Origin of the sequence: Nocardioides lentus, assembly GCF_039529515.1 — a bacterium.
GTDB classification, from domain to species: domain Bacteria; phylum Actinomycetota; class Actinomycetes; order Propionibacteriales; family Nocardioidaceae; genus Nocardioides; species Nocardioides lentus.
The window spans coordinates 606,950-623,843 of sequence record NZ_BAAAMY010000001.1; the positions used below are offsets into that span (position 1 = coordinate 606,950).

Genomic DNA, 16,894 nt, shown 5'->3' on the forward strand with positions numbered 1-16,894 from the left:
CCCGACCCCCGCGGATGTGATGATCCGCGGCATGATGTCGCGCCCCCTCGCCTCCGGCCTGCTGGCCACCGCCCTGACCGCCGGCCTCGTCGCGCTGGCCCCGTCCGCCTCCGCGGCGTACGAGGTCGTCGGCGGCTACCACGGTTCCGACCTGCAGGCCTGCCGGACCACGACCGACGGCGGCGAGCCCGCGGTGCGGTTCCGCCTCGACAGCCGGGACGCGGGCCACGTGCACAGCGGGGGCCTCTTCCGGACCCGTGAGAACGGCGCCACCGCCCGCTTCACGGTCAAGCCCGCCGTGGGCAGGGTGTCCGCGCCCCGCACGGTCGTCGTCCGCTCGACCGACGAGATCGGCTGGTTCGTGAGCGACCCGAACTCGGGCACGGGCGGTGACCTGCGGCGAGGCAGCCTGCCCCGCTGCTGACCACGGGCGCGGCGCTCAGCCGCGGGCGATGAAGTCCTTCTGACGGATGAGCAGCAGGCACGCCACGCCGGAGGCGAGAGCCAGCACGGCGGCGATCAGGACGATGTGGTTGAGGGCGTCGACGACGCCCGACGTGCCCACCCGCGTGACCAGGTCGAACGCCTGCTGGCCCGCGGTCGCCCCGCCGGTCGCGCTCGCCTGGGCCTGCGCGCCCTCGGCGGCGGCGCTGACCTGACCGCCGGAGAGTGCCTCGACGAGTCCGTCGAGCGCGCCCGGCGGCACCTGCGAGGCCAGCTCGGGCCGGACGGCGTCGGCGACCTCGCGCCCGAAGAGCGAGCCGAGGGTGGCGATGCCCGTCGCGATGCCGACCTGGCGGAAGGTCGAGTTGACGCCGCTCGCCATGCCCGAGCGCTCGACGGGCACGACGCCGACGGCGGTGGAGGCCAGGGGCGGGTTGATCATCCCGATCCCGATGCCGGACACGACCATGCCGGGGATCAGGTGCGTCCACTGCGAGGTCTCGGTGATGCCGAGGAAGAGCAGCAGGCCGGTGCCGAGCACGAGGAAGCCCGGCCCGATCAGCCACTTCACCGGCACCCGCTCGGTGAGGCGTCCGGCGACGGCGGCGGCCACGAACGACGCCGCCGACAGGAACAGGAACCGCACGCCCGTGCCGACCGCGGAGTAGTCCAGGACGTTCTGCACGTAGATCACGAGGAACGTCAGCAGCGAGAAGATGGACGCGGAGACCCCGAACGCCGCCACCAGCCCGCCCACGAACGTCGGCTTGCGCAGCAGGGCGAGGTCGAACATCGGCGAGGCCTGCACCCGCTGGCTGATCGCGAACACCACGAGCCCGACGGCGGCGACGGCCAGGCAGGCGAGGACCAGCGGGTCGCCCCACGACGTCTGCCCGGCCTCGATCAGTCCGTAGACCAGCGCCCCCAGCGCGACGGTGAACACGACGAACCCGATCCAGTCCGGTCGCCCGGCGCGGGGGTCCTTCGACTCGCCGACCTTCGCCCAGGTGACGCCGAGCGCGACCAGGCACAGCGGCACGTTGACGAAGAAGATCCAGCGCCACGACAGGCCGCTGGTGAGCACCCCGCCGAGGACCGGGCCCAGGGCCACCGCGACGCCCGTGACGGCGCCGAACACGCCGAACGCCGTGCCGCGGTCCTTGCCGCGGAACGCGCTCGCCAGCAGCGCCAGGGCGGTGGCGAACATCGCCGCCCCGCCGATGCCCTGGAAGGCTCGGGACGCCGTGAGCACGCCGATGCTGCCGGCCGCGCCGCAGGCGATGGAGCCGACGGTGAACAGCAGGGTCCCGATCATGAAGACCCGCTTGCGGCCGTACAGGTCGGCCAGCGACCCGGCCGTCAGCAGCAGCGCGGCCAGGCTCAGCGCGTAGGCGTCGATCACCCACTGCAGGTCGGAGAGCGAGGCGTCGAGCTCGCGCTGGATGTCGGGCAGCGCGACGTTCACGATCGTGATGTCGAGCAGCAGCATGAAGACGCCGGTGCAGACCGCGGCGAGCGTCCACCACTTCGGGTCCATCCCGGTACGACCGGCGTGGGTACCGGCGGCGGGGCTGACGTGGGTCATGGCGGCCTCTCGAGATCGTTCGCGGGTGAACGGTCAACCCGGTGATCGTCCGGCTCGACGATACGCGCGGTGGCGGTATCGTCAACCCCTGAACGATCGAGGAGGCACGGACGTGGGCGAGGTCACGCACAGCCGCGCGCTGCTGCCCGCGCTCGCCCGGATCCCGGGCCACGTCTTCTGGCGGGCGTCCGCCCGCGTCGCCCTCCTCGCCGGCGAGCGGCTCGCGCCCGGCGTCGACCTGACGGCGTACGCCGCGCTGCGGACCGTGGACGGCGGCGACCACGCCCGCTCGCAGCAGGAGGTCGCCGACGCGGTCGGGGTCAGCCGCACCACGATGGTCAAGGTGGCCGGGGAGCTGCTCGGGGCCGGCCTGGTCTCCCGCGCGCGGAACCCCGACGACCGGCGCTCCTACCGCCTGGCGCCCACGCCGGCCGGACGCGCCGCCGCGCGGCGGTGGGACGCCGACGTCGACGGCCTCGAGGAGGTCCTCCTCGAGGGCCTCGACGCGGACGAGCGGTCGGAGCTGCGGGCGCTCCTGCTCGAGCTCGCCGCTCCGGTGTTCGGCCCCGACCCGGCCCCGGTCGTCGTCGAGCGGGTCGCCGTGCTGCTGCCGCGGGTCCACGGCTGGCTCCACCGCGAGTTCCAGGCCCTGCTCGAGCCGGTCGGGATCGAGCCCCGCCACGTCGGCTCGCTCACCGCCCTCGACGCGCTGGGCCCGGTCTCGCAGGGCGGGCTCGCCCGCGCGATCGGCGTCAGCCCCGCGGGAGCCGTCGCGATCGTCGACGAGCTCGAGGAGCGGGGCCTGGCCACGCGCCGCCCCGACCCCGCCGACCGTCGTACGCACGTGATCCACCTGGCCGCCGGGGCGCCCGCGACCCTGGCCGAGGCGCGCCGCCGGGGGAGCGCGGGCGCGGAGCGCGTCCTCGGCGGCCTCGCGCCGGACCGCCTCGAGCGGTTGCTCGGGCTGCTGCGCCGGGTCGTCACCGGCACGGGCGGACCGGGGCCGGTCAGCCCGCCGTGACCGTCGGGACGTCGGAGGTGGCGACCACGTCGCCGTCGGCGTCGCGGATCTCGACCGCGTCGACGTCCTCGCGCAGCAGGGCGCCGTTCATCCGGCAGGCGATCCGGACCTCCGAGCCCAGGAAGGTCCCGGACTGCTCCTCGCCGCCGTCGGCGCCGACGAGGACCACGCGGTAGGGCTCGCCGGGCGTGAAGCCGTCCATGTCGAGCACGGTCTCGGTGCCCCAGGTGTGCGCGACGAGCGAGGCGTCGATGTCGACGGCCGCCGGCTCGCCCGCGAAGTCGATCGGCTCGACCGCGCCGAGCGTCCCGGGGGGACCCTGGGTCGGCGCGGCCGGCTCGGCGCTCGTGCCGCCGTCGTCGTGTCCGGCCAGCCACGTCCCGGTGGCCCCTCCGACCACCAGCAGGACGACGGCCGCGGCCGCCGCCAGCAGCCACCGGCCCCGCGGGCGCGGGCCCGGGGGGAGCGCGACGGGAGTCGCCACCGGTCGTGACCCACCGGGGACGTCGGGGTCGTCGGCGGAGAGCCCCAGGACCCGTGCGGTCAGGGAGGGGTCGGGGTCCGTCTCGACCCAGCGGTCCATCCGCCCCAGGCGGACCCAGACCTCGCGCAGCGACGCGGTCTCGGCGGCCACGGACGGGTCGGCGGCGACCAGGGCCTCGTAGGTCCGCCGTCCCTCGGGGTCCAGGTCGCCGCTCACGGCGCCGGCGATGAGGGCCGCCTCGTGGGGCGGGCGCTCGCGGTCGGTCATCGGCTCTCCTCCCCGACGAGGGCGCGCATGGCGCGCAGGGCGTGGTAGCAGCGGGTGCGCAGGGTCGCGACCGGCACGTCGGTGCGCGCGGCCAGCTCGGCGTAGGTCAGCCCCTCGAGCCGGACCGCGACGAGCACCTCGCGGTGCTCCGCGCTGAGCTGCGCCAGGGCTGCCACCAGGGTGGCACGGTCCTCGACCCGGTCGTGCTCGGAGGTGGTGTCCGCGAGGTGGCGCAGGCCGTCGTCGTCGACCGGCACGGGCCTCCGCGCGCGGGCGCGGGCGGCGTCGACCACGACGTTGCGGGCGATCGCGAACAGCCACGTGCGCTCGGAGCCGCGGTGCTCGGCGTACCGGTCGCGCGCGCGCCAGGCCCGCAGGAACGTCTCCTGCACGCAGTCCTCGGCCGCACCGCGGTCGCCGAGGCAGTTGACGGCGTAGCCGAGGAGCGCGGAGCCGTGGTCGCGCCAGGCGTCGGCGAGGTCGAAGCCGGTCGCGGGGGCGGACCGCCCCATCGCCCACCTCCCGGCCGTGCCCGGTCGGGGACCGGCGAGCACTGCTGACATCGTCTCGGGGCCCCCGTCGTCGTCGGTGCGCACGACGCGGCGGTGGCCGCGTCCGAAGGTAGTACGTCGCTCGTCGGGCGGACGTTCACGCGGCGTCGGGGACGATCCGGGCTCCGTCATATAAGGTTTCTCGCATGAGTCATGGTCACGGGCACGGGCACGGCGGTCACGCCGCCGGCCGGGCCGGCGACCGCCGCCGCCTCAAGGTCGTGCTCGCCGTCACCGGGTCGATCCTCGTCGTGCAGCTCGTCGGGGCCTGGATCAGCGGGTCGCTGGCCCTGCTGGCCGACGCGGGCCACATGGCGACCGACGCGGCCGGGATCGTGCTCGCGCTCGGGGCGTCGTACGTCGCGGCGCTGCCGTCGGGTCGACGCGCGACGTTCGGCTGGCACCGGGCCGAGGTGCTCGCCGCGCTCGCCAACGCCGTCGTGCTGGTCGCGCTGTGCGTCTACCTGGCCGTCGCGGCGGCGGGTCGCCTGCTCGAGCCGACCGAGGTCGCCGCGGGGCCGATGGTCGGCTTCGCGCTCGTCGGCCTCGTCGCCAACGCGGTCTCGCTGCTCGTCCTCTCCCGCTCGACGACCGGCTCGCTCAACATGCGCGGCGCCACGATGGAGGTCGCGGCGGACACCCTCGGCTCCGTGGTGGTGGTCGTGGCGGGCGTCGTCATCTGGACCACCGGCTTCGATCGGGCCGACCCGATCGGGTCGCTGCTGATCGCCGCGATGATCCTGCCCCGTGCAGTCGCGCTGGCGCGGGACTCGGTGGCGGTCCTGCTCGAGGCCGCGCCCCGCGACGTCCGCCTCGACGACGTGCAGGCGCACCTGATGCGGATGCCCGGCGTCGTCGACGTCCACGACCTCCACGCCTGGACGATCACCACCGGCCTGCCGAGCCTGTCGGCCCACGTCACCGTCACCGACGAGGTCCTCGACGAGCGCGGGGTGGGAGCGATCCTCGACGACCTGGCCGGCTGCACGGCGGCGCACTTCGCGGTGCGGCACGCCACCTTCCAGGTCGAGCCCGCCTCGCACCGCGCGCACGAGGACCTCGGCGAGGCGCACTGAGCGCACCGTCCGGGTCCGTCGTCAGCCCGCCGTCCGGCCTCAGGCGTCGTTCTCGGCGGCCTCGCGCAGGCGCACGAGGGTGCCGGCGATGCCCTTGCGGTTGCGGTCGGGGAAGCCCGCGGTCTTCAGCACCAGCCACGCCGGCCGCGCGTACCGGCTCGCGTCCCAGGTCTCGGTGACCTCGCAGCCGGTCGCGGTCGGGGTGATCTCGTAGCGCCAGCGGTGCGCACCGAAGTGGCGCCACGCGATGCGGCGGTCCTGCTCGAACTCGACCACCCGGTTGCGGATCTTGTAGGGCAGCCCGAACATCTTCATGTCGACGCCGAACGTCGCGCCCCTCGACAGGACGTCGGGCCCCGTGATGTTGCCCTTCACCGATCCGGAGCCGTCGATGCGCTCGTGCTGGCGGGGGTCCGCGAGGATCGCGAACACCACCTCCGGCGGGGCGGCGATCGGGGCGGTCTCGGACACGATGCGCTCGTCGTGGGCCATGTCGCGAGCGTAGCCAGCGGCCCCGCCGCCCCGGGGCCGTGCGCGACGGCTCAGTCGGAGAGCCCCGCCTTGTAGGTCTCCGCGACGAGCCAGGTGGCGACGATCGTGACCAGCGCGCCGAGGACGGTGAGGCCCGCGATCAGCCACGGCTCGCCGTCGCTGCCCGCGAGCAGCGCGGTCGCGATGAACGGCGTGGGGGCGCCGGCGACGAGGGCGCCCAGCTGGAAGCCGACCGAGGTGCCCGAGTAGCGCACGCCGGTGCCGAAGAGCTCGGAGAAGAACGCCGAGAGCGGGGCGAAGACGGCGGCGTGGCCGACGCCGATCATCAGCACCGTGGCGAGGACGACGAGGTAGGGGTTCGTGGTGCCGACCATGAGGAAGTAGGGGAAGGCCATCGACGCGCAGACCGCCGAGCCGCCGATCATCACCGGGCGGCGGCCGATGCGGTCCGAGAGCGCCCCGAAGTAGGGCATCAGCACCAGCTCGACGGCGGAGGCGACGAGCACGCCGAGCAGCGCGACGTTGCGGGAGATCCCCAGCTCGCCGGTGAGGTAGGTGAGGGCGAACGTGGCGAAGACGTAGTAGGCGATGTTGTCGGTGAAGCGCATCCCGGCGGACAGGAAGACCTGCTTGGGGTGGCGCTTGAAGACCTCGACGATCGGCGTCTTCACCTGCTCGCCGCTGGCCTGCAGCTGGGCGAACGCGGGCGACTCGGAGACCTTGAGGCGGATGAACAGGCCGACGGCGACGAGCGCGAGGCTGAGGATGAACGGCACGCGCCAGCCCCACGCGAGGAACTCGTCGTCGGGCAGCTGGGAGACGACGGCGAAGACCGCGGTCGAGAGCATCAGGCCGATCGGGACCCCGAGCTGGGGCCAGGAGCCGTAGAACCCCCGCTTGTCGGCGGGGGCGTGCTCGACGGCCATCAGGGCGGCGCCGCCCCACTCGCCCCCGACCGCGAAGCCCTGGGCGATCCGCAGCACCACCAGCAGGATCGGGGCCGCGACGCCGATCGTGGCGTACGACGGGAGCATGCCGATCAGCGCCGTCGCCAGACCCATGACCATCAGGGTCCAGATCAGCATCCGCTTGCGCCCGACCTTGTCGCCGAGGTGGCCGCACACGACCGCGCCGACGGGTCGGGCGAAGAACCCGACGCCGAAGGTCGCGAACGCGAAGAGGGTGCCCGCCAGCGGCGAGGCCTCCGGGAAGAACAGCCGGTTGAACACCAGGGCGGCGGCGGTGCCGTAGAGGAAGAAGTCGTACCACTCGATGGCGCTGCCGATCAGGCTGGCGCCGGCCACCCTGCGCATGTCGGAGGAGGTCGTGGTGGGCGCAGCAGCGCCGGGTGTGGCGGTCGTCATGTGATGCACGTTACGACGGTGCGATGCCGAGCGTCAACGGATCATGCATGATCCGTGGGATCCGGTCTGATCGACGCCCGGGCGGGCCCGGGCGGCCGTCGGCTCAGGGCCGCCGGGTGATCTGCAGGACCGGTCCGGAGTCGTCGGTGAAGAAGTCCCGGCCCTGGTCGTCGATGACGACGAAGGCGGGGAAGTCCTCGACCCGCACCCGCCAGACGGCCTCCATGCCGAGCTCCTCGTACTCGAGGACCTCGACGTGGGTGATGCAGTCCTGGGCCAGCCGCGCGGCGGGACCGCCGATCGTGCCGAGGTAGAACCCGCCGTGCTCGCCGCAGCTCCGGGCGACGGCGGCGGAGCGGTTGCCCTTGGCGAGCATCACCAGCGAGCCGCCCGCGGCCTGGAACTGCTCGACGTAGGTGTCCATCCGCCCGGCGGTGGTGGGGCCGAACGAGCCCGAGGCGAAGCCGTCGGGGGTCTTCGCCGGGCCGGCGTAGTAGACGGGGGAGTCGCGCAGGTAGTCCGGCATCTCCTCGCCGGCGTCGAGGCGCTTCTTGATCTCGGCGTGGGCCTGGTCGCGGGCGACCACGAGGTCGCCGGTCAGCGAGACGCGCGTGCCGACCGGCAGCCCCGAGAGCCGCCCGCGGATGTCGTCCATCGACCCGGCGAGGTCGACGGCGACGACCTCGCTGCCCGCCTCCGCGAGCGACTCCTCGGTCACGTCGGGCAGGAAGCGGGCCGGGTCGCGCTCGAGGTCCTCGAGGAACACGCCCTCGGCGGTGATCCGCGCGACCGCCTGGCGGTCCGCGGAGCAGGAGACCGCGATCGCGACCGGGCAGGAGCCACCGTGGCGGGGCAGGCGCACGACGCGGACGTCGTGGCAGAAGTACTTCCCGCCGAACTGCGCACCGATGCCGAGCTCGCGGGTCAGCTGGTGCACCTGCTCCTCCAGCGCGAGGTCGCGGAAGCCGCGACCGCCCTCGGAGCCGGTCGTGGGCAGCGAGTCGAGGTACTTCGTCGAGGCCAGCTTGGCCGTCTTGAGCGTCGCCTCCGCGGAGGTCCCGCCGACGACCACGACCAGGTGGTACGGCGGGCACGCGGCCGTGCCGAGCGAGGCGATCTTCTCGCGCAGGAACGCCATCAGCGACGCCTCGTTGAGCAGCGCCTTCGTCTCCTGGAACAGGAAGCTCTTGTTGGCGCTGCCCCCGCCCTTGGCCACGAACAGCAGCTCGTAGGCGTCGTCGCCCTCGGCCATGAGGTCGATCTGCGCGGGCAGGTTGTCGCCGGTGTTCCGCTCGTCGTACATGGTCAGGGGCGCGAGCTGGGAGTAGCGCAGGTTGAGCCGCCGGTACGCCGAGCGGATGCCGTCGGTGAGCCAGGCCGCGTCGTCGCCGTCGGTGAGCACGTGGCGGCCACGCCGGCCCATCACGATCGCGGTCCCGGTGTCCTGGCACATCGGCAGCACGCCACCGGCCGAGACCGCGGCGTTGCGCAGCAGGTCGGTCGCGACGTACCGGTCGTTGCCGCTGGCCTCCGGGTCGTCGACGATCCGGCGCAGCTGCTCGAGGTGGGAGGTGCGCAGGTAGTGGGAGATGTCGGCGAACGCCGTGTCGGCCAGCGCCGCGAGCGTCTCCCCGGGCACCTCGAGGAAGCGTCGGCCGAGGGCCTCGCGCACCTCGGGAGCGGGCAGGTCCAGCCGCCGGTACGACGTGGTGTCGGCGCCGCGCTGCAGGATCGGCGTGTAGGCCGGGGCCCCGCCCGCGGGCCCGCTCCGCTCTCCGCCGGGCTGCCGGCTCGACTGCCCGCTCGACTGCTGGGTCATGGCGCCTCCTGGATCATGCATGATCGGTCTGGGTCCGACATGAGCGTTGCTTATCGGGCATTCTATCCGTAGCGTGGTGCACGACACACCGCTCCCGTCGAAGAGGATCGCCGATGACCCAGCGCAGCGCACCCGTCACGTCCGTCCCGACCCCGTCGGGCTACACGGGCAAGGTCGCGATCGTCACCGGCGCTGCGAGCGGGATCGGTGCCGCCACGGCGCGGGCCCTGGCCGCCGCCGGCGCCCGGGTCGTCGTCGCGGACCGCGACGCCGACGGCGCCGGGCGCGTCGCCGAGGAGGTCGCCGGCACCGCCGTCACGGTCGACGTCACCGACGCGGCCTCCTGCGCGGCGATGGTCGCCGAGGCCGTCGCGGCGTACGGACGCGTCGACCTGGTCGCCTGCAACGCGGGCCTGACCACCGACCCCACCCCGGCCGTCGACATCGACGAGGGCGACTTCGACGCCACCTTCGCGGTCAACGTCAAGGGCGCCTGGCTCACCGCGCGCGCCGCGGTGCCGGCGCTGCGGGCCGCCGGCGGGGGTGCGATCGTCGTGACCGGCTCCGTCATGGGCGAGCGCACCCGGCCGGGCTTCGCGGCGTACGCCCCGAGCAAGGCCGCGGCCAACCACCTCGCCCGCACCCTGGCCGTCGAGCTCGCGCCCGACGGGATCCGGGTCAACGCCGTCGCCCCCGTCGCCACCGACACCCCGATGCTCTCGACGTTCCTGGGCAGCGCGGACCCCGAGGCGGCCCGCGAGCGGTTCATCGCCTCCATCCCGCTGGGCCGGCTCGCCCAGCCCGAGGACGTCGCCGCCGCGATCTGCTTCCTCGGCTCGGACGCCGCGGCGTTCGTCACCGGGGTCGTCCTGCCGGTCGACGGCGGCCGCAGCATCTGAGAGCCCCCGACGGCCCCACCGGCCCGGCCCCACCAGCCCGACCCCACCACCGCGAGGAGCGAACCCGTGCACCACGTGCCCTGCCTCATCGACGGCCGCGACGTCGAGACCACCGGTGTCTTCGACGACGTCGACCCCTCCACCGGCGAGCGGCTCGCCACGGTCGCCCGCGGCGGGGCCGACGAGGTGGACGCCGCCGTCGGTGCGGCCCGCGAGGCCTTCGCCCGCACCCGGCGCCGGGGCCCGGAGTGGCGCAGCGGCGTGATGTCGACGCTCGCCGACCTGATCCGCCGCGACGGCGAGCGCCTCGCCGAGCTCGAGTGCCGCGACGTCGGCAAGCCGCTGGGCCAGGCCCGCAACGACGTGGCGGTGACCGCGCGCTACTTCGACTACTACGCCGGGGTGCTCCACGCCCTCCACGGCGAGACCATCCCGCAGCCCGGCGGCAGCGTCGCCTGGACCACCCGCGAGCCCTTCGGCGTCACCGGCCACGTCACCCCGTGGAACTACCCGCTGCAGATGACCGCCCGCACCCTCGCGCCGTCGCTCGCGGCGGGCAACTGCGCGGTGCTGAAGCCCGCCGAGGACACCCCCCTGACCGCGCTCGCGATCGCCCGGCTCGCGCTCGAGGCCGGCTTCGAGCCCGGCATGGTCAACGTCGTCAACGGCTTCGGCCACGAGGCGGGCGCCGCGCTGTCGGCCCACCCGGGCGTCGGCCACCTGTCCTTCACCGGCTCCCGCCCCGTCGGCACGCTGATCGCCAAGGCCGCCGCCGACAACGTGGTGCCGGTCGTGCTCGAGCTCGGCGGCAAGAGCCCCAACCTCGTCTTCGCCGACGCCGACCTCGACCTCGCGGTGCCGAAGATCGTCACCGCGATCACCCAGAACGCCGGCCAGACCTGCTCCGCCGGATCCCGGGTGCTGGTGCACCGCTCGATCCACGACGAGCTCGTCCGCCGGGTCGCCGAGGCCTTCGAGGCGATGCGGATCGGCCCCGCGATGGGCGACCCCGACCTCGGCGCGATCATCAACGCGAAGCAGCGCGACCAGATCCACGAGAAGGTCGCCGCCGCGACCTCGGGGGCCCGCCTGGTCACCGGCGGCGAGATCCCCACCGGCGGCGACCTCGACCGCGGCTTCTACTACCGGCCCACGCTGTTCGACCAGGTCGACCCGGCCTCGCCGATCGGCCAGCAGGAGGCCTTCGGGCCGGTACTCGCCGTCACGGCGTTCGACACCGACGACGAGGCGCTCGCCCTCGCGAACGGCACGGAGTACGGGCTGGTCGCCGCGGTCTGGACCCGCGACCTGACCCGCGCCCACCGGATGGCCCAGGACCTCGTCGCCGGCCAGGTCTTCGTCAACACCTACGGCGCGGCGGGCGGCATCGAGCTGCCGTTCGGCGGCTGGAAGGGTTCGGGCTACGGCCGGGAGAAGGGCTTCGAGGGCATGCTCGGCTACACCCAGACCAAGACCGTCGCGATCGGTCTGTGAGGAGCAGCCGATGACCGGCCCCACCGCAGGGCTGCCCCTCGAGGGCATCACCGTCGTCTCGTGCGAGCAGGCGGTCGCCGCCCCGCTCGCCACCCGCCAGCTCGCCGACCTCGGCGCCCGGGTGATCAAGGTCGAGCGCCCCGGCAGCGGCGACTTCGCCCGCGCCTACGACGAGACCGTGCGCGGCATGTCGAGCCACTTCGTGTGGCTCAACCGCTCCAAGGAGAGCCTCACGCTCGACCTCAAGAACCCCGAGGCCGTGCGGGTCATGGAGGAGCTGCTGCGCGACGCCGACGTGTTCGTCCAGAACTTCGCGCCCGGCGCCGCCGAGCGGCTCGGGCTCGGCGCCGAGCGGCTCCGCGACCTCAACCCGCGCCTGGTGACCTGCTCGATCTCCGGCTACGGCTCCGCGGGCCCCTACCGCGACGCGAAGGCCTACGACCTCCTCATCCAGTCCGAGACCGGGCTGGTCTCGGTCACCGGCACGGAGGACGTCCCGGCCAAGAGCGGGATCCCCGCGGCCGACATCGGCGCCGGCATGTACGCGTTCTCCGGGATCCTGGCCGCGCTCTACGAGCGCGAGCGCACCGGCGTCGGCACCGACGTGGAGGTCAGCCTCTTCGACTCCCTCGTCGAGTGGATGGGCTACCCGCTGTACTACGCGGCGTACGGCGGCACCCCGCCGCGGCGCACCGGCACCAGCCACGCCGCCATCGCGCCGTACGGGACCTACGCGGCGGGCGACGGCACCGAGTACGTGCTGTCGATCCAGAACGAGCGCGAGTGGGCGGCGTTCTGCGAGGTCGTGCTCGGCGACCCCGCGATCGCCACCGACCCGCGCTTCGACACGGGCTCGCGCCGCGTCGCCCACCGCGACGAGCTCGACGCCGAGATCGCCGCCCGGCTCGCGCCGTTGAGCGGCGAGGAGATGGGGGAGCGGCTGGACCGGGGCCGCATCGCCAACGCCCGGCGCCGCGAGCTCGCGGAGGTGCTCGAGCACCCGCAGCTCTCGTCGCGGGACCGCTGGCGCGACGTCGGCACCCCGGTCGGCGAGATCCGGGCGGTCCTGCCGGCCATCGGGCTCGCGGGTCGCGAGGCGCGGATGGACCCCGTGCCCGGCGTCGGCGAGCACAGCGCGGCCATCCTCGCCGCGCTCGGGTACGACGAGACGGAGGTCGCGCGCCTGCGTCATGATGGGGTGCTGTGAGCCTCCCCGCGACGACCGGCGCCACGACCAAGCGTGACCTGATCGTCGACGAGCTGCGCCGGTTGATCCTGTCCGGCGAGCTCGCCCGGGACGCCCGCCTGCCGCAGGACGAGCTCGCGGCGCGCTTCTCCTCCTCCATCACGCCGGTCCGTGAGGCGCTGCGGGCGCTGGAGGCCGAGGGCCTGGTCGTCTCGGCGCCCCACCGCGGCACCCGCGTCGCCGGCATCGACGTCGACCGGGTCACCGCGACGTACGTCGTGCGGCGGCTGGTGGAGGGCCACGCCGTCGCCCGTGCCGCGTCGCGGCTGACCCGCCGCGACCTCGCCCGCGCCGAGGAGCTCGTGGCCGCGGTCGAGGCCGCGACCGAGCCGGTCGACGTGCGGGCGGCCAACCGGGACCTGCACTTCTTCCTCTACGAGCGGTGCGGCCTGCCCGGTCTCGTCGAGCAGATCACCGGGCTCTGGGCGTCGTTCCCGTGGGACCTGGCGCTCGGCAGCCCCGAGCGCGGCGCCGCCGCCCACGCCGAGCACCGCGCGATCCTCGCGGCCCTGCGCGAGGGCGACGCCGAGGCCGCCCGACGTGCCTGCGAGGACCACATCGCCTCGGGCTTCGCAGGCATCCTCGAGCGCCTGACCGGCCGCTCCGGGCCCGACCCCTTCGACCTCGACAGCGACTGACCGCCGAGTCGTCACGAGCTCCCGGCGCCGGGCGCCCGGGAGGCGGGAGCTCGCGCCCACTCGGCGTCGGACGAGCGCCGAGTCGTCACGAGCTCACGGCGCCGGGCGCCCGGGAGGCGGGAGCTCGCGCCCACTCGGCCTAGCCTCGGGGAGGTGACGACCCCGGGGAGGCTGCCGCTCGTCCCGGCCGCGGCGTTCGTGGTGGTCTGGTCGTCGGGGTACGTCGTGACCCCGCTCGGCGTGCAGGCGATCAGCCCGCTGTGGATCCTCGCCATGCGGTTCGGCCTGGCGGCGGTGCTCGCGGCCGCGCTGGCCCTGGTGCTGCGCCGCAGGGTCGGCGTGCGCGGGCGGGAGCTGGGTCGGATCGCGCTGGTCGGGGTGGTGCTCAACGCGGTCGTCTTCTCCGCGATGTTCTCGGCCTTCGGTCTCGGCCTGGACGCCACCTTCGGCGCGCTCGTGCACTCGCTGAGCCCGGTGCTCACCGTCGTCCTGGCCGGTGTGCTGCTGCGCGAGCGGCTCAGCCGCGTGCAGGTCGCCGGCTTCGCCGTCGGGGTCCTCGGGGTGATGCTCGTGCTCGTCCCGGACCTCGACGGCACCGGTGGCCCCCTCGCCGTCGGTCTCGCCGTGTCCAGCCTGCTCGGGCTGAGCCTCGGCACCCTGGGCCAGCGCTGGATCGGCGCCGCCCCGGACCCGCTGTGGTCGGCGGCGATCCAGTTCGCCGCCTCGGCGCCGCTGGTCGCGCTGCTCGCGGTCCTCGTCGAGGGCGGCGACGTGGTCCGCGACGCCGCCGCGGGCGCGGCGGCACTGGTCTACATGGTCGTCGTGAACTCCGTCCTCGGCCTGGTGCTGCTCGGCGTCCTCGTCCGGGCCAGCGGCGCGGGCTCCGCCTCGAGCACCTTCTTCCTGATGCCGCCGGTCACCGCGCTGATGGCCTGGGCCGTGCTCGGCGACACCCTCGGTCCGCTCGAGCTCGTCGGCCTCGCCGTCGCCGCCGCGGGCGTCGCGGCGGCCACCATCGGCGCCCGTCCCACCGACGCCCCCCGCCCCGGCGCCCCGCCCACCGCCGGCTGACGGCGTCGGGTGGTCGGGTCGTCGGGTGCCGCGACCCCGGACGGCTCGACGTCCGACGGGTCCGCGCGGTGGGTGCGCGGCGGTGGTTTCGTGCCGGTCGGAGGGGTCCGCTACCGTCTGCCCCAGCCGGACCCCTGTGGTCCGGCTCACACCCGACGGCGTGCCGGCCGGACCCTGTCGCCCACCACCCCGGGCGGTCGGGCAGGTGACCGGGCGCCCGGTCGCGGAGACCCCGCCGACCGCAGAGTGAAGGAGCACCGATGACCGCAGCCACCCCTGCCCCGGGCGCCGAGTTCGGCCCCGACCTCGCGGAGGTCTTCGGACCCTCGCAGCGCGACGGCGGACCCGACCTCGTGCAGCTGCTCACCCCCGAGGGCGAGCGCGTCGAGCACCCCGACTTCGCCGTCGACCTCTCCGCCGACGAGCTGCGCGGGCTCTACCGCGACATGGTCCTGGTCCGCCGCCTCGACACCGAGGCGACCGCGCTCCAGCGCCACGGCGAGCTCGGCATCTGGGCCCAGCTGCTCGGCCAGGAGGCCGCGCAGATCGGCGCCGGCCGCGCGCTGCGTCGACAGGACCACGTCTTCCCGACCTACCGCGAGCACGGTGTCGCCTGGTGCAAGGGCATCGACCCGCTCGACCTGCTCGGGCTGTTCCGCGGGGTCGACCAGGGGGCCTGGGACCCGGCCGAGTTCGGCTTCGGGCTCTACACGATCGTCATCGGCGCGCAGACCCTGCACGCGACCGGCTACGCGATGGGCATGCAGCGCGACGGCGTCGTCGGCACGGGCGAGCCCGACCGCGACGCCGCCGTCCTCGCCCACTTCGGCGACGGCGCCTCCAGCCAGGGCGACGTCAACGAGGCCTTCATCTTCGCGGCCTCCTACCAGGCGCCGGTCGTGTTCTTCTGCCAGAACAACCAGTGGGCCATCTCGGAGCCCATCGAGCGCCAGACGCGGATCCCGCTCTACCAGCGCGCCCTCGGCTTCGGCTTCCCCGGCGTCCGCGTCGACGGCAACGACGTGATCGCGACGTACGCCGTGACCAAGGCCGCGCTGCAGCGCGCCCGCGACGGCCAGGGACCCACGCTCGTGGAGGCCTACACCTACCGGATGGGCGCCCACACCACGACCGACGACCCGACCCGCTACCGGATGAGCGAGGACGTCGAGCACTGGAAGCTCAAGGACCCGATCGCCCGGGTCACGGCGTACCTGCGTCGCATGGGTCTGGCCGACGACGCGTTCTTCGCCGAGCTGGCCGACGAGGCCGACGACCTCGGCGCCAAGCTGCGCGAGGGCTGCAAGGCGCTGCCGGACCCGGACCCGATGTCGATGTTCGAGCACGTGTATGCCGAGCAGACCGCCGAGCTGGAGGCCCAGCGCGCCGCCCACCAGGCCTACGCCGAGAGCTTCGAGACCGACCACACCACGGGGACGGGAGCCCACCGATGAGCAGGATCACCCTGGCCAAGGGCCTCAACGCCGGCCTGCGCAAGGCCATGGAGGACGACCCCAAGGTCCTCCTCATGGGCGAGGACGTCGGCAAGCTCGGCGGCGTCTTCCGCATCACCGACGGCCTGCAGAAGGACTTCGGCGAGGACCGCGTCATCGACTCCCCGCTCGCCGAGTCCGGCATCGTCGGCACGGCGGTCGGCATGGCGCTGCGCGGCTACCGCCCCGTCATCGAGATCCAGTTCGACGGCTTCGTCTACCCCGCCTACGACCAGATCGTCTGCCAGGTCGCGAAGATGAGCTACCGCAGCCGGGGCCGCTCCCCGATGCCGATGGTCATCCGGATCCCGTTCGGCGGCGGCATCGGCGCGGTCGAGCACCACTCCGAGAGCCCGGAGGCGCAGTTCGCGCACACCCCGGGCCTCAAGGTCGTCGCCTGCTCCAACCCCGTCGACGGCTACTGGATGATCCAGCAGGCGATCGCGTGCGACGACCCGGTGATCTTCCTCGAGCCCAAGCGGCAGTACCACGCCGACAAGGCCGACCTCGACGAGACCGAGACCCCGGCGCCACTGTTCACCTCACGCACCGTGCGGGCCGGCACCGACGCGACGCTTGTCGGCTACGGCCCGACGGTGAAGACCTGCCTGCGCGCCGCCGAGGCCGCCGAGGACTCCACGTCGCTCGAGGTCATCGACCTGCGGACCCTCTCGCCGCTCGACATGGGTCCCGTGCTCGACTCCGTGCGTCGCACCGGCCGCCTCGTCGTCGTCCACGAGGCGCACGTCAACCTCGGCATGGGCGCCGAGATCGCCGCCCGCGTGACCGAGGAGGCGTTCTACTCCCTCGAGGCGCCCGTCCTGCGCGTCGGCGCCCCCGACGCGCCGTACCCGCCGTCGCGGATCGAGGAGGACTACCTCCCCGACCTCGACCGGGTGCTGGACGCCGTCGACCGCAGCCTCGCGTACTGATCAGGAGACACACCACCC

General features: G+C 74.2%; 16 protein-coding genes. 10 read left to right on the forward strand and 6 right to left on the reverse strand.

Annotated features, from left to right (window positions below; translation table 11 throughout):
• The first annotated feature begins 31 nt into the window (after positions 1 to 31).
• On the forward strand, positions 32 to 424 hold the full coding sequence (locus ABD158_RS02985) for a hypothetical protein (protein ID WP_344003469.1): 393 nt from the start codon (positions 32 to 34) through the stop codon (positions 422 to 424).
• Positions 425 to 439: 15 nt separating this feature from the next.
• Here ABD158_RS02985 and ABD158_RS02990 read toward each other — a convergent pair whose 3' ends face one another.
• On the reverse strand, positions 440 to 2,029 hold the full coding sequence (locus ABD158_RS02990; protein WP_344003472.1) for an MFS transporter: 1,590 nt from the start codon (positions 2,027 to 2,029) through the stop codon (positions 440 to 442).
• A 112-nt stretch (positions 2,030 to 2,141) separates the two neighbouring features.
• Here ABD158_RS02990 and ABD158_RS02995 point away from each other — a divergent pair, with 112 nt between their 5' ends.
• Complete coding sequence (locus ABD158_RS02995) at positions 2,142 to 3,050, forward strand: MarR family winged helix-turn-helix transcriptional regulator (RefSeq protein ID WP_344003475.1); 909 nt, start codon at positions 2,142 to 2,144, stop codon at positions 3,048 to 3,050.
• Here the strand turns inward: ABD158_RS02995 and ABD158_RS03000 are convergent.
• Both ABD158_RS03000 and ABD158_RS03005 read right to left on the reverse strand, forming a co-directional pair.
• On the reverse strand, positions 3,037 to 3,801 hold the full coding sequence (locus ABD158_RS03000) for a hypothetical protein (RefSeq protein ID WP_344003478.1): 765 nt from the start codon (positions 3,799 to 3,801) through the stop codon (positions 3,037 to 3,039). The genes ABD158_RS02995 and ABD158_RS03000 overlap by 14 nt on opposite strands.
• Positions 3,798 to 4,313 (reverse strand): RNA polymerase sigma factor, encoded by a 516-nt coding sequence (locus ABD158_RS03005; RefSeq protein WP_344003481.1) that lies wholly within the window; start codon positions 4,311 to 4,313, stop codon positions 3,798 to 3,800. Before ABD158_RS03005 ends, ABD158_RS03000 begins: the two co-directional genes overlap by 4 nt.
• 185 nt (positions 4,314 to 4,498) lie before the next feature.
• Here ABD158_RS03005 and ABD158_RS03010 point away from each other — a divergent pair, with 185 nt between their 5' ends.
• Positions 4,499 to 5,428 (forward strand): cation diffusion facilitator family transporter, encoded by a 930-nt coding sequence (locus tag ABD158_RS03010; protein ID WP_344003483.1) that lies wholly within the window; start codon positions 4,499 to 4,501, stop codon positions 5,426 to 5,428.
• Positions 5,429 to 5,467: 39 nt separating this feature from the next.
• Here ABD158_RS03010 and ABD158_RS03015 read toward each other — a convergent pair whose 3' ends face one another.
• From ABD158_RS03015 to ABD158_RS03025, 3 genes are all read right to left on the reverse strand, one after another.
• The gene (locus tag ABD158_RS03015) at positions 5,468 to 5,920 is read right to left on the reverse strand and encodes an SRPBCC family protein (RefSeq protein ID WP_344003485.1); all 453 of its coding nucleotides are present in this window, start codon (positions 5,918 to 5,920) and stop codon (positions 5,468 to 5,470) included.
• 50 nt (positions 5,921 to 5,970) lie between these two features.
• On the reverse strand, positions 5,971 to 7,284 hold the full coding sequence (locus ABD158_RS03020) for an MFS transporter (protein ID WP_344003487.1): 1,314 nt from the start codon (positions 7,282 to 7,284) through the stop codon (positions 5,971 to 5,973).
• A 103-nt stretch (positions 7,285 to 7,387) separates the two neighbouring features.
• Positions 7,388 to 9,103 (reverse strand): FumA C-terminus/TtdB family hydratase beta subunit, encoded by a 1,716-nt coding sequence (locus ABD158_RS03025; protein ID WP_344003489.1) that lies wholly within the window; start codon positions 9,101 to 9,103, stop codon positions 7,388 to 7,390.
• Between the two features lie 113 nt (positions 9,104 to 9,216).
• On the opposite strand from ABD158_RS03025, the gene ABD158_RS03030 reads away from it, so the two are divergent.
• The 7 genes from ABD158_RS03030 (at position 9,217) to ABD158_RS03060 (ending at position 16,876) form a co-directional block, all read left to right on the forward strand.
• On the forward strand, positions 9,217 to 10,002 hold the full coding sequence (locus ABD158_RS03030) for an SDR family oxidoreductase (RefSeq protein ID WP_344003491.1): 786 nt from the start codon (positions 9,217 to 9,219) through the stop codon (positions 10,000 to 10,002).
• A 66-nt stretch (positions 10,003 to 10,068) separates the two neighbouring features.
• A complete protein-coding gene (locus tag ABD158_RS03035; RefSeq protein WP_344003493.1) occupies positions 10,069 to 11,496 on the forward strand; it encodes an aldehyde dehydrogenase family protein in 1,428 nt (475 codons plus the stop codon).
• 10 nt (positions 11,497 to 11,506) lie between these two features.
• Complete coding sequence (locus ABD158_RS03040; RefSeq protein ID WP_344003494.1) at positions 11,507 to 12,703, forward strand: CaiB/BaiF CoA transferase family protein; 1,197 nt, start codon at positions 11,507 to 11,509, stop codon at positions 12,701 to 12,703.
• Positions 12,700 to 13,380 carry a GntR family transcriptional regulator gene (locus ABD158_RS03045; protein ID WP_344003495.1) on the forward strand — a complete coding sequence of 227 codons (681 nt, stop codon included), beginning with the start codon at positions 12,700 to 12,702 and terminating at the stop codon, positions 13,378 to 13,380. Before ABD158_RS03040 ends, ABD158_RS03045 begins: the two co-directional genes overlap by 4 nt.
• Before the next feature lie 153 nt (positions 13,381 to 13,533).
• Positions 13,534 to 14,451: a DMT family transporter gene (locus tag ABD158_RS03050; RefSeq protein WP_344003497.1), complete on the forward strand. Its 918-nt coding sequence runs from the start codon at positions 13,534 to 13,536 to the stop codon at positions 14,449 to 14,451.
• A 260-nt stretch (positions 14,452 to 14,711) separates the two neighbouring features.
• Complete coding sequence (pdhA, locus tag ABD158_RS03055; protein ID WP_344003499.1) at positions 14,712 to 15,905, forward strand: pyruvate dehydrogenase (acetyl-transferring) E1 component subunit alpha; 1,194 nt, start codon at positions 14,712 to 14,714, stop codon at positions 15,903 to 15,905.
• Entirely contained in the window at positions 15,902 to 16,876 is a 975-nt protein-coding gene (locus tag ABD158_RS03060; RefSeq protein ID WP_344003501.1) for an alpha-ketoacid dehydrogenase subunit beta, read from the forward strand. Before pdhA ends, ABD158_RS03060 begins: the two co-directional genes overlap by 4 nt.
• The last annotated feature ends 18 nt before the right edge of the window (positions 16,877 to 16,894 follow it).